This window comes from Sphaerisporangium viridialbum (assembly GCF_049674955.1).
Taxonomy (GTDB): domain Bacteria; phylum Actinomycetota; class Actinomycetes; order Streptosporangiales; family Streptosporangiaceae; genus Sphaerisporangium; species Sphaerisporangium viridialbum.
In genome coordinates this window covers 9,491,358-9,503,941 of sequence record NZ_CP187232.1, presented here as the reverse complement: position 1 = coordinate 9,503,941, position 12,584 = coordinate 9,491,358, and the positions used below count along the sequence as shown (strand labels likewise).

9 protein-coding genes are annotated in these 12,584 nt (G+C 71.9%); 7 read left to right on the top strand and 2 right to left on the bottom strand.

Annotated features, from left to right (window positions below):
• The first annotated feature begins 48 nt into the window (after positions 1-48).
• Complete coding sequence (locus ACOZ38_RS42760) at positions 49-447, top strand: cold-shock protein (protein ID WP_358550760.1); 399 nt, start codon at positions 49-51, stop codon at positions 445-447.
• Between the two features lie 80 nt (positions 448-527).
• Here ACOZ38_RS42760 and ACOZ38_RS42755 read toward each other — a convergent pair whose 3' ends face one another.
• Positions 528-2,204, bottom strand: a complete 1,677-nt coding sequence (locus ACOZ38_RS42755; RefSeq protein WP_424536548.1) for an MFS transporter — start codon at positions 2,202-2,204, stop codon at positions 528-530.
• 182 nt (positions 2,205-2,386) lie between these two features.
• On the opposite strand from ACOZ38_RS42755, the gene ACOZ38_RS42750 reads away from it, so the two are divergent.
• Together ACOZ38_RS42750 and ACOZ38_RS42745 are read left to right on the top strand one after the other, a co-directional pair.
• Entirely contained in the window at positions 2,387-3,199 is an 813-nt protein-coding gene (locus ACOZ38_RS42750) for a DUF3027 domain-containing protein (RefSeq protein WP_405142259.1), read from the top strand.
• Between the two features lie 135 nt (positions 3,200-3,334).
• Entirely contained in the window at positions 3,335-6,376 is a 3,042-nt protein-coding gene (locus ACOZ38_RS42745) for a sacsin N-terminal ATP-binding-like domain-containing protein (RefSeq protein ID WP_424536547.1), read from the top strand.
• Between the two features lie 49 nt (positions 6,377-6,425).
• Here the strand turns inward: ACOZ38_RS42745 and ACOZ38_RS42740 are convergent, their stop codons facing one another.
• A complete protein-coding gene (locus ACOZ38_RS42740; RefSeq protein WP_424536546.1) occupies positions 6,426-6,692 on the bottom strand; it encodes a DUF2530 domain-containing protein in 267 nt (88 codons plus the stop codon).
• A gap of 151 nt (positions 6,693-6,843) precedes the next feature.
• On the opposite strand from ACOZ38_RS42740, the gene ACOZ38_RS42735 reads away from it, so the two are divergent.
• From ACOZ38_RS42735 to ACOZ38_RS42720, 4 genes are all read left to right on the top strand, one after another.
• Positions 6,844-8,310 carry an NCS2 family permease gene (locus ACOZ38_RS42735; protein ID WP_424536545.1) on the top strand — a complete coding sequence of 489 codons (1,467 nt, stop codon included), beginning with the start codon at positions 6,844-6,846 and terminating at the stop codon, positions 8,308-8,310.
• 294 nt (positions 8,311-8,604) lie between these two features.
• Positions 8,605-8,904 (top strand): helix-turn-helix domain-containing protein, encoded by a 300-nt coding sequence (locus ACOZ38_RS42730; protein ID WP_424536544.1) that lies wholly within the window; start codon positions 8,605-8,607, stop codon positions 8,902-8,904.
• 375 nt (positions 8,905-9,279) lie between these two features.
• Entirely contained in the window at positions 9,280-9,687 is a 408-nt protein-coding gene (locus ACOZ38_RS42725) for a nuclear transport factor 2 family protein (RefSeq protein WP_424536543.1), read from the top strand.
• A 321-nt stretch (positions 9,688-10,008) separates the two neighbouring features.
• Entirely contained in the window at positions 10,009-12,552 is a 2,544-nt protein-coding gene (locus ACOZ38_RS42720; RefSeq protein WP_424536542.1) for an SCO7613 C-terminal domain-containing membrane protein, read from the top strand.
• Positions 12,553-12,584: the final 32 nt, after the last annotated feature.

Sequence of the window (12,584 nt, the reverse complement as noted above, 5' to 3'; positions counted from 1 at the left end):
TAACCTACATCCATTACCATTCATGACAGTCTGAACGAGGTCACCCCTGTGCCTACTGGCAAGGTCAAGTGGTACGACGCTGACAAGGGCTTCGGTTTCCTCACCCGCGACGACGGCGGTGAGGTATTCGTGCATTCCTCAGCGCTTCCCAAGGGCGTGGAAGCGCTCAAGCCCGGTCAGAAGGTCGAGTTCGGTGTGGCCGAGGGTCGCCGTGGCCAGCAGGCGCTCTCTGTCCACGTGCTGGAGCAGCCGCCGACGCTCGCCAAGACGGTGAAGCCGAAGGGCAAGCGCAAGAAGCCCGATGAGCTCGTCGTCATCGTCGAGGACCTGATCAAGCTGCTTGACGACGTCTCCAACTCGTACCAGCGGGGCAAGCACCCGGATGCCGCCCACGCCAAGAAGATCGCGACCGTGCTGAGAGCCGTCGCCGACGACATAGACGCCTGACCGCCCTTCCCCGGAGCCCCTTTCCCCAAGGCCCGTACGGCTGCCGGCCTGTCCTGGCCGGGGGGAGCCGGGCTCCGGGATCAGCCGTGCGGGTTGGTCAGGGGTTTGGTCGCGTCCGACCTCGGCTTGGCGGCCTCGGGCCTCGGGCGTTCCGCGTACGGGCCCGGGGGGTCCTCGCGCGGTACGGGAGTCCTGTGGACGTCGGTGAACGGCTTGGGCGCGGCCGTCCCAGTGGCGGGCCGTCCCGAGGGCGTCGATGGGGAGGGCGGTCCCGAAGGCGTCTCTGGGGAGGGCGGTGCCGAGGCCCGCGCGGTGCGGATGCGTTCGGAACGGTGGCGCAGCCTGCGGCGGCGGGCGACGAGAAGCCAGGCGAGCGCTGCGACGAGCGCCACCGCGACCACGGCCAGCCCGACCGGCCCCGCCGAGCGGCCCGTCAGCAGGGACAGCAGCAGCCCGGCGAGGCCGCCGGCCACCCAGGCGATCTGCAGCAGCGCCTCCACCACGCCGAAGGTCGAGGAGCGCACCTCCTCGCCGATCTCCCGCTGGACGATCGCGTCGAGCGCCAGCTTGCCGACCTCCTGCGCGAACCCCGCGACCACGGCGACCAGGACGGCCGCCCACAGCGAGAAGAGGAACGCGCTGGCCGTCGCCGTCGCGGTGGCGAGCGCCAGCGTGGACAGCACGATGATCTGGGGAGAACGGCCGCGCACCCACGACGTGACCACCGCGCCGATCAGGCCGCCCGCTCCGGCCCCGCCCGCGAGGATCGCGATCACCACCTGCTCGGGGATGCCGTTGCCCCGGAGATGCCCTTCCTGCACGAGGAAGAGCAGGAAGAACAGCAGGAATCCCGACAGCAGCCGGATCGCGGCGTTCGCCCGCATGGCCTCGGCCACCACCGGGCCGACGTTCAGCAGGGTGCGCCAGCGGGGCCTCGCCTCGCCCGCGCCGTCCTCCTCCTCGAAGTCCAGGTCAGGGGCGTCGACGTGGCGCGGCAGCCGTACGGCGACCACGCCCGCGGTCAGGAAGATCACCATGGTGCCGCGCAGCACCCAGTCGGCTCCCACCCACGCGGTCAGCCCGACCGCTACCGGGGCGGCCAGCGCCGCGGACACCAGCGCGAACAGGGCGACCCTGGCGTTCGCGGTCACCAGCGTGATGTCGGCGGGCAGGACGCTCGGCATCGTGGCCGCCCGCGAGACGTTGTAGGCCTTGGACAGCACGAGGACGGCGAGCGCGGCGGGGAAGAGCGTCAGCCCGTCGGCCGGGCCGATCGCCGCCGCCATGGCCCAGCACAGCAGCCCCCGCGCGAACAGCGTGCCGGCCATGATGTAGCGGCGGCCCGAGCGGAACCGGTCGAGCACGGGACCGACGAAGGGCGCCACGACGGTGAAGGGCACCATCGTGATCAGCAGGTAGAGGGCGACCTGGCCGCGCGCCTGGTCCACGGGCAGGCCGAAGAGCAGGGTGCCCGCCAGGCTGACGGTGATGAGCGCGTCCCCGGCGCTGTGGGCGGCGGTGAGCTCGATCAGGCGCCCGAGCCCGGTGCGGTCGGCGCCCTGGGCGTGGGTCAGCCTGCGGCTGGCATGTCCGATGCCCCGGCCCGCGCGCACCGTACCCCTGGCGGCCGTGCGCCCGGCGCCCGCGGTCTTCTTGGCGGCCTTACGGCCGGCGCGGACCGTGCCGCGGCTCGCCCCGGCGGTGGCCCGTGCCGCACGCGACAGCGAATCTCGAGCTCTATCCCAGGAACCCGCCATCACGCGCGCGTGGGCGGGGCACCGGAGCCGGTGGCCTGGTGTCCCACGCTTCCTCCCTCAGTGCTCTCGACCATGGTCGTTCTTGGTGATGGATCTCCGAAATCCCGTGCGCGGCTTTGGTTTACAGTCTTACCCGACCCATACGAGTGATGTCCGCTCGTAGCATGGGTGAGAATTGACGTGTGAGCCGCACTCGTTCCCGCACCTTTGCAGTCGACCAAGCCTGCGCCGCCGCTGTGGAGCCGGCCAGGGCCGCAGCCGAGGAGATCGCCCGGCCCGGCGAGGTGGGCGAGCATCTCGGCTTCGAGAGCGAGGCCGAGCGGGTCGTCACGCACTACTTCGCGTGCCTCGACCGCGCCTACCGCGGATGGCGCTGGGCCATCACCGTCACCCGCGCCTCCCGGGCCCGCAACGTCACCGTGAGCGAGACCGTGCTGCTGCCGGGTGGCGGCGCGCTCCTTCCCCCGGCGTGGGTGCCGTGGAGCGAGCGGCTTCTCCCCGGTGACCTCGGCGTCGGCGACCTGCTCCCGACCTCGGACGACGACGACCGCCTCGCCCCCGGGTTCACCGAGACCGACGACGACTCCGACCGTCAGATGATCTTCGAATACGGGCTCGGCCGGGCGCGAGTGCTCTCGGCGATCGGGCGCGACCGTGCCGTCCACCGCTGGCACGCGGGCGACTCCGGTCCCCACACCCCGCTCGCCCACGCCGCGCCCGCACAGTGCTCCACCTGCGGTTTCTACTGGCCGCTCGCCGGCGCGCTCCGCCTCGGCTTCGGCGTCTGCGCCAACGAGTACGCCCCCGACGACGGCAAGGTCGTCGCGGCCGACCATGGCTGCGGGGCGCACTCCGAGGCGGCCGTGGTGGCGCCGGCCGGTGTCGAGCAGGCCATGCCCATCCTCGACGACCTCGGCTACGACCTGATGGAAGAGGGCACTCCGGCCGTCGGGTCCGTCGAAGAGGAAGTCTCCGAGCCGCTCGGCCATTCCTGAGCCGATTTACCTTTCGAGTTTTACGGCCGAAGGCTCCCGTGGGGCTCGGGGGTCCGGAGATGCTTCCGGGCCAGAAGCTTTGCGAACCTTTCGTACGGCAGCCGGCCCACCTCCTCCACCCTTGGGACATGACTGGTGACTGACATCTTTGGCACCGAACGCATGCGCACCACCGTCCTCGCCGCCTGGACGGCCTCGCCCGCGAGGTTCCGCGAGGACGCCAACGCCGAGGAGGACTTCGCCCTCGGCGGCTACCGCGACCGCCTGATCGTCGAGCTGGCGCAGAACGCCGCCGACGCGGCCCTGCGCACCGGTGTCCCCGGCCGGCTCCGGCTCACCCTGGAGAACGGCGTCCTGAGCGCCGCCAACACCGGCGCCCCCCTGGACGCGACCGGCGTCGAGGGGCTGGCCACGCTCCGCGTGTCGGGAAAGCGCGACGAGGTCGGCTCGATCGGCCGGTTCGGCGTGGGTTTCGCGGCCGTCGTGTCGGTCTGCGACGAGCCGCTGATCGCCTCGCGCGCGACCGGGGCCGTCCGCTGGTCGCGGTCCGAGACCGCCGCGCTCGTCGCCGCCGAGCCCGCGCTGGCCGCGGAGCTCGCCACCCGTGGCGGGCACGTGCCGCTGCTGCGCCTGCCGTTCGAGGCCGGGCCGGTGGACGTGCCGGCCGGGTTCGACACCGTCGTACGCCTGCCGCTGCGTGACAAGGCCGTCGAGCAGGCCGTACGGCAGCTGCTCGACGAGACCGGCCCGGCGCTGCCCCTGGCCATGCCCGCGCTCACCGCGATCGAGATCGAGATCGACGGCGAGGTCCGCACGGTCATGGCCGGCGACTGGCAGGTGGTGGAGGAGTCCGGGAGCTTCACGGCCGAGCAGGTGGCCGAGCTGTTCGCCGACCGGCCCACCGAGGAGCGCAACCGGCCTTACTGGCTGGTCCGCTGGGCCGTGCCTGCCGACCACGGACGCCTCCCCAAGGACGTCGCCCCCGTCGTGCACGCGCCGACCCCGAGCGACGAGCCCCTGGACCTGCCCGCGCTGCTCATCGCGAGCTTCCCGCTGGCCACCGACCGGCGGCACGTGGCCCCGGGGCCGCTGGCCGACTTCCTGATCGAGCGGGCCGCCGAGACCTACCTCGACCTGCTCAGGTCGCTGCCGAAGACTCCCCGGCTGCTCGACCTGGTGCCGGGCCTGATGGGCAAGGGCGAGCTGGACGCCGCCATCCGCCGGGCCATCCTGCGCCGGCTTCCCGACACGCCCCTGCTGCCCGCGATATCCCCGCCCGCCGACGTTCCCGATGGCTCCCAGGACGCGGACGCCGATGGGTCGTTCGTCGTGTCCGGCCGCGAGGCCTCCGTGGTCGCGGGCCCGGCCGAGTTCCTGACCATGATCGCCGACATGGTGCCCGGCCTGCTGCCCGCCGGGTGGGCGTCGAGGCATCCCGCCCTCACCACCCTCGGGGTCACCCGCGTGGAGCTGTCCGACGTCGTCGACATGCTGTCGGGCGACGCCGTCGACGACAAGACCGCCGCCTGGTGGCACTCGCTGTACGACGTGGTGCCCGGCGACGACCGTGAGGCCCTCGGCGCCGTTCCGGTCCCGCTGGCCGACGGGCGTCTCGTGCGCGGTCCGCGCGGCACCCTCCTGCTCACCGACGGCTCGTCCCTGGACCCGGCGCTGCTCGGCCCGCTCGGGCTGCGCGTCGTGCACCCCGAGGCCGCCCACCCCCTGCTGCTGCGGCTGGGCGCGGCCGAGGCCAGCCCGCGGAGCGTCCTTGAGGACCCGCTCACCCGCGCGACCGTCTCCGAGTCGCTCGACAGCGCGGACCCCGAGCCGGTGGCCCAGGCCGTGCTGGCGCTGGTCGACGCGGCGGGGCTGACGGCGGGGGAGGCTCCCTGGCTGTCGGCGCTGGCGCTGCGCGGAGCCGACGGCGAGCTGTATCCCGCGGGCGAGCTGCTGCTGGGCGAGGGCTCCCTGGCCAAGCTCATCGACCAGGACGTGCCGTTCGGCGTCGCCGCCCCCGACCTCGTCGAGCGATACGGCTCGCGCGTCCTGTCGGCGGCGGGCGTGCTCGACGGCTTCGCCGTGGTCAACGACTCCGACGTGCTGCTCGACCCCGACGAGTGCGACCACGACCTCGACGCCGAGGACGAGTGGCTCGAAGCCGTGCTGGACGTGCTGCCCGAGGCCGGCGTCCCCCCGGTCGCGCGGGAGTTCACCGCGATCCGCGACCTGGAGTACGTCGCCGACTGGCCGCACGCGCTGGCCCTGCTGTCCCGGCCGCCATTGCGTGCCGCGCTCCAGCCGCTCCGCGCGCTGGTCAACGGCGAGATCGCCGAGGCTCCGTCGTACACCTCCTGGTGGCTGTCGCACCACCCCGTGCTCGGCGGCAAGCGCCCGACGGCGCTGCGCCTGGCCACGGGAGATCCCCTGCTGTACGGCCTGTACGGCGACGCGCCTGAGGGCGTCGACGAGACGGCGCTGGCGATGATCGGCGTGCGGACGACGCTCGCCGAGCTCCTCGCCTCGCACGGCGGGCCCGACGAGCTGCTCGACCTGCTGGCCGATCCCTCGCTGGAGGTCGACCGGGCCCAGCTACGGGCGCTGTGGATCGCGCTGGCCGCGGTGGAGCCCTCGCGTGTGGCGCCCCCCACGGCCGTACGGGCGGTGCTGAACGGCGAGATCGTCGTCGCGGACGCCGAGGACGGCCATCCCATCGGCGGCAACGGCCACGCCGTGGTCGAGGGCCTGGTCGCCACGGGCGGGCCGGTCGTGGTCGAGGCGCCCGACCTGCTGCCGCTGGTCGCCTCGCGTCCGCTCGTGCTCGCCCCCTTCGACCTCGCCGAGGCGCTGTCGGAGCTGCTCGACCTGCCCGTCATCGGCGAGGAGGTCACCGGGGAGGTCACCTCGTCCGGCCAGCAGCGGCCGGTGCCCGCCCAGGTGCGCTCGCTGCTGCCCTCGGCCCCGGCGAGCTACGTCGAGCACGCCGATCTGGAGGTCGACGGCGTCAAGGTGCAGTGGCGCTTCTTCGAGGGCGCCGTCCACGCCGCCGGGGTCGAAGGGCTGGCCAGGGGCCTGGCCTGGGCGAGCGGCCAGTGGGGAGACCGGCTCGCGGTCGCCGCCCTGCTGCGCGACCCGGAGGCCGTGCCCCTGCTCCTGGCCGAGGCCGACCTCGACAGCTGACCGTCGGCCCGCGGCACAGGGGCTGCCCTGTGCCGCGTCGCCGGTCGGCTCACGACCGGACGGACTCGTCCTTCTGCTCGCCGGTGCTCGACGGGTCGCCGCCGCCACGCCGGTCACGGCGCCGTACGAACCAGCAGCCGAAGAGCCCGAACGCGATGCCGGCCACGCACGTCCAGATCCACCAACGGTGGTCGGGCGAGGGGTTCATGATCAGGAGCACGATGAGCGCCACCACCCACAGGCCCGTGCCCGCGAGGATGGTCGCGGTGTCGTTGGTCTCCAACGGGGCGGGATCCGGGGGGCGCGGCTCGTTCACGCACTCCAGCCTAGGCGAGAACCTTTCTGACGGTGCCGCTCGGGTCGGCTAACCTCCTGCAGGATCCGAACCGTACACAAGTTGGTCTCATTCGGACCACGAGCGCCTCAGGGGTCTTCCCGGCTGTAATAGCGCCTGTCAATCTGCCCGCGTGAGCGAGATAACTGCCCCCACATCCCAGGGCCTTGTCGGCTGGCTTGACCGCTTTTTCCGCATCTCCGAGCGACAGTCCACGCTCAACCGTGAGATCCGTGGCGGCTTGGCCACCTTCTTCACGATGGCGTACATCGTCGTCCTGAACCCGCTGATCATGGGCGGGGTCAAGGACGCGGACGGCCAGTACCTCGGTGACGGAAGCACCCCCAACTACGCCATGATCGCCGCGGCCACCGCGCTGACGGCGGGGATCCTGACGATCCTCATGGGCGTCGTCGCCAGGGTGCCCTTCGCCCTGGCCGCCGGCCTCGGCCTGAACGCGTTCGTCGCCTTCGGCATCGCCTCCAGCATGTCGTGGGAAGACGCGATGGGCCTGATCGTGCTGGAAGGCATCGTCATCACGATCCTGGTGCTGACGGGGTTCCGTACGGCCGTGTTCCACGCGATCCCGAACCAGCTGAAGACCGCGATCAGCGTGGGCATCGGCCTGTTCATCGCGTTGATCGGCTTCGTCGACTCCGGGTTCGTCCGCAAGGCCGCGGGGACGCCGCTCGAACTCGGCATCGGCGGCGCGCTGACCAGCTGGCCCATCTTCGTCTTCGTGATCGGCCTGCTGCTCACCGTGCTGCTGGTCGCCCGCAAGGTAAAGGGGGCGATCCTCCTCGGCATCGTCGGCACGACCATCCTGGCGGTCATCGTCGAGGCGGTCGCCAAGGTCGGCCCGTCCAACGGCGGCAAGAACCCGCTGGGCTGGAGCCTGGTCGTCCCGACCTTCCCCGAGAAGATCGTCGGGTCGCCCGACCTCAGCCTGATCGGCCAGTTCAGCCTGTTCGGCTCGTTCAGCAAGGTCAGCGTGGTGCTGGCCGTGCTTCTGGTGTTCACCCTGCTCATCACGGACTTCTTCGACACGATGGGCACGGTCGTGGGCGTCGGCCGCCAGGCCGGTCTGGTGGCCGAGGATGGCACGCTGCCCCGTACGCGGGAGATCCTGCTGGTCGACTCGATCGCGGCCGCGGCCGGCGGCGCGGCGTCGACCTCCTCGAACACCACCTACATCGAGTCGGCGGCCGGCGTCGGCGAGGGCGCCCGCACGGGCTTCGCCAGCGTGGTCACCGGGATCCTCTTCCTGCTGGCGGTCTTCCTGTCGCCGCTGGTCGACATCGTCCCCTATGAGGCCGCGGCGCCCGCCCTGGTCGTGGTCGGCTTCCTGATGATGACCGCCATCAGGGACATCGACTTCAACGACTACGAGATCGCCATCCCCGCCTTCCTCACCATCGTCCTGATGCCCTTCACCTACTCCATCTCGAACGGCATCGGCGCGGGCTTCATCACGTACGTCCTGATCAAGCTCGTGAAGGGCAAGGCCCGCGAGGTCCACCCCCTGCTCTGGGTCGTGACGGCCCTCTTCGTGATCTACTTCGCGATCGGTCCCATCAAGGTCCTCCTCGGCCTGTCCTGATCAACTGGTCTTCCCTGGTCTTCGCTGGGATCCACGTCGGAGGCCGCCACGCGGTACACGGAAGTGGACTTCGTGGCGGTCTCCTCCTGCTCAGTGGCGCCGTTTCGAACCGTTCAGCGCACTGGCGCTCTTCCATTGATGATCAAGATGCAGCATGCTGCTGACTCCGAGGTCGCGGTGGTTGACGGTGTTCCGAAAGCAGCGGATGCGTGAGACTGCCGAGATCGAGAGGGCGTGGCGGGCCATGCGGCGATGCGTCGCAGAGGCGCACACGGCAGATGCGGAGTGAGCGAGATGGGCGAGCGCAAGGCGTGGGCCGAGAAGCGAACCGAGATCATGAACCGTCCCGGTGCTGGAGCCGCTTACGAGTCTGTCCGGATTCGCTTCGAGCTGGGGGAAGCTGTCCGGCTTCGCCGTGAGGAACTGGGGCTGACCCAGGCGGAGTTGGCCCGGCGCACAGGACTCAAGCAGCCAGCGGTCGCACGGTTCGAGGCGGGTGGCACCATGCCCACCATCCCGATGCTCGAACGCCTGGCAGAGGCGCTGGAGATGCGGCTCAACGTCCAATTCGAGCCACACCGCCAGGCGAGTTGATCCAGCCCGTTCGACCGAACAGACCGGCGAGGTCCACCCTCTGCTCTGGGTTGTGACGGCCCTCTTCGTGGTCTACTTCGCGATCGGTATCAAGATCCTCCTGGGCCTGGGCTGACGTCCCCGGCCGTTCCGGAGCCCACGCGCTCCGGACTGGCCGGCACGCTCGCCGAAATGGTCCTCGCTTCGCTCGGGCAGTGTTCCAAAGGGCCTCCGGCCCTCTCGCGACCCGTTAGCCGCTCGCAATGTGGCTGCGAGACATCCAGATGACGTCCTGATCTCGTTCCGGCCTACGCGGTCCCAAGCTGCACGAGAACCCTCGGGTAAAATCTGTCGTGCGAGCCGGCGACATTCCTTCTGGTCAGGAGGGGCTGACGGGTGAACAGCGCAAGTGATCCTGAAGCCGATATCCGGGCTCGGCTCCAGCAGCACTGGGAGGCGTCCGAACGCGGGGACGTCGACGCTGAGCACGCGATCTACGCTGCAGACGCGATCCTGGACTACCCGCAGTCGGGCGAGCGCTTCAGAGGCCGGTCAAGGATCCAAGCGCAACGCGGTGGGCACCCGGCTGAACGCCACTTCACCATCCGCCGGATCCTGGGCGGCGGCGACCTTTGGGTGAGCGAGTGCGTGATCACCTATGACGGCGTGCCCACGTACTCGCTCAGCGTCATGGAGATCACCGATGGTCTCGTCACGCACGAGACCCAGTACTTCGCCGACCCCTTCCCCGCGCCTCCCGGGCGCGCCGCGCTAGCTGAGCCGATTCCGGTCCGCGACCGATAAGCCAATTGAGCTGTCGGGTCGGTGGACGACAGCGACCGGACGTTGCCGGATCTCCATCTGGAGGACTTCTACGCGGACCACAGCCTCGGTGCTCCGGGACGGTTGGCTCGGTAGGTAGTTGTGCTCAGGGGCGCCTGAGTAGGGCGGCGCATGCGAACGGTGACCTGAAGGGAGCATTGTTCTCCCATGCGCGGAGATGTGCGGTGCCCGGACTGCGATGCGGCGTTAGCCGGAGTCGGCCCCCCTGTGCCGGATTCGGCACCCAAGTGCCCTGAGTGTGCGCTTCCACTGTGGGGACCTGACGCGCACGAGCTGTGGCGGGTGGATGAGGCGCTCGCCGGGCTGCGGATCCAGGAGACCCGGCTGCTGGCCCGCCGCGAGGAACTGCTGGGCATCCTGCGCGACGGGCGCACGCGGGCGGCCCGGGAACCGGTCGGCCCGACGGCTCAAGGGCGTGCCGGCGCGGAAGCCCAGGGGCAGGCCGGCGCGCCGGCCCGGGGGCAGGCCGATGCGGCGGGGCAGGGGCAAGGCGGTGCGGCGGCTCAGGGGCAGGCCGGTGCGGCGAGGCAGGGGCAAGGTAGTGCGGCGGGGCAGGGGCCGGTCGGGGTTGGAGCGGCGGGGCCGTACTCGGGGGCGGGTGGTGAGGGTCGGACGCGGGAGGTTTCGGCGGGGGCCGTGCAGAACGTGCTGCTCGTGCTCGGGGGGCTGCTGCTGACGGTGGCCGCGGTGGTGTTCACCGTGGTGAGCTGGGGGCGGTTGGGCATCGGCGGGCGCGCGGGGGTGCTGGCGGGGTTCACCGCGCTGGCCATGCTGGCGCCGGCGGTGCTGGTCAGGCGCGGGCTCACCGCGACGGCCGAGACCGTGGCCGGATTCACGGTCGCACTGCTGCTGCTGGACGGTTACGCGGCCAGGCGGGTGGGGTTCCTCGGGGCCGACGCCGTCGAGGTGCTGGACTACACGGCCGGGGTGTTGGGGGTCGTCGCGCTGATCCTGGTGGTCTATGCCCGGGTCGTGCCGCTTCGTGGGCCCGTCCCGGTCGCCGTGGTGCTGGCGCAGCCGGTCCTTCCGCTGCTGGCCGGAGACGCGTCGGCGACCTGGGTGCTGGCCATGCTGGTGGCCACGGCGGCGCTGGACGTCGCCCTGGTGCGGTACGTCCGGGCGGGGTATGAGCGGGCGCGGTACGTCCGGGCGGGGTATGAGCGGGCGGGGTACGTCCGGGCTGGGTACGTCCGGGCGGGGTATGAGCGGGCGGGGTACGTCCGGGCAGGGTACGGCCGGGCGGGGTACGGCCCGGTGTGGACGACGGCCGTGCTCTGCGGTAGCGCGGTCGCGACCCTCGCACTGCTGGGCGGCGCGCCGTACGCGCTCGACGCCGGCTCCGTCGGGCAGGCGCTGGGCAGGTCGGCGCCGCTGGCCGGGCTGGTGCTGCTCGGCGCGTTCGTGGCGTGGAGCCTGGCCGGACGGGACAAGACCGAGGGGCAGGTCTTGGCCTCCCTGGTCACCGTGGGAACCACGCTCGCGCTGATCGCCGCCCTGGCCGCGCCGGCGAAGTCGGCGCTGGGCATGCTCAGCCTGGACTGGAGCCCGCTGGCGTACCTGGTTCCGGCGCTCGTGGTGGTGCTCGCCGCCACCTGGCTGCCCTGGCGCGGGGTACGGTCGGCGGGCATGGTCACCGGCGGGCTGGTGGCGCTGCTGACGGCGCTTACGCTCCTGCCCTGGGTCGTGGTCACCCTCGCGGCGCCGCTGGCCTGGTTCGACACGCTCTGGACGGGCACCTGGGACGGCGGCTTGTGGCCGACCGGGGTGACGTCGCCGGTGGACGTGGTGGCGCTCGGCGTCCTCGCGGCCTGCCTCCTGGTGCCTGCCGTACGCGGAACCGGCGGGTGGCCGGTGAAGGCGGCGGTGATCGGCGCGCTGGCGTCCGGGGCGCTCATGGTCGCGGTCGCGCCCGATGCCCTCGCGATGGCCTACCCGGCGGCGGTGGCGGTGCAGGTGGCGCTGGTCGCGGTGCCGGCGGTGTCCGCCACGCTGGGCCGGACGCCCTGGTGGGCGGTGGCCTGTGCGCTCACCGCCGGTCTGGCCTCGGTGGAGGCGGCGGCGTACGCGTTCGGCGGCAGGACCGCGACCCTGATCGCGCTGCCGATCCTGGCGGTGGCGGCCGCCGCCGTGGCGCTGGCGGCCAGGGTGACGGCATTGCGGATGTGGGGGCTGGGCGTCGCCGTGCTGTTCCTCGGCCTGGAAGCGGTCGCGGTGGGGCTGGCGGTGGGGCTGCAGGTCAGGGTGGCCGCGAGCGTGGGGTGCGCGGTGGCCGGGGTGCTCCTGCTGGGCAGGTCGCTGTGGGCGGGCCGGTCCGGCCGGGACGGGCTCAGGTACACGGGCACCGCCCTGCTGCTCCTGGCCTCGTGGTTGCGGCTGTGGGCAGGCGAGGTCACCGTCGTCGAGGCGTACACGGTGCCGTGCTCGCTGGTCCTGCTGGGATTCGGCTGGTGGCGGCGGCGGAGCACGCACGTTTCGTCGTGGGCGGCCTACGGTGCCGGGCTCTCCTCCACGATGCTGCCGAGCCTGGTGGCGGTCTACGCGGACACGGAATGGCGGCGGTCGATGGTGCTCGGCGTGCTGGCGCTGGCGGTGCTGCTCGCTGGAGCCCGGTTCCGGCTCCAGGCGCCCACGATGATCGGAGGCGTCGTGCTCGCCGGGGTCGCGGTGCGGGAACTCGCCCCGTACGTGTCGGAGATGCTGCTCGCGGTGCCGCGCTGGGTGCCGATCGCGGTGGGCGGGCTGCTCCTCGTGGTGCTCGGGGCGACGTACGAAGCGCGCAAGCGGGACCTGCGACGGTTGCGGGGCACCCTGGCCACGATGGACTGACCCCTCACCTTCGGGCGGGGGTCAGTGGCGCG

What these genes read in the sequence shown, in the direction of transcription:
- ACOZ38_RS42755 (WP_424536548.1), bottom strand. Translation starts at nt 2,204, where the DNA reads ATGGCGGGTTCCTGGGATAGAGCTCGAGATTCGCTGTCGCGTGCGGCA.
- ACOZ38_RS42730 (WP_424536544.1), top strand. Translation starts at nt 8,605, where the DNA reads ATGGGCGAGCGCAAGGCGTGGGCCGAGAAGCGAACCGAGATCATGAAC.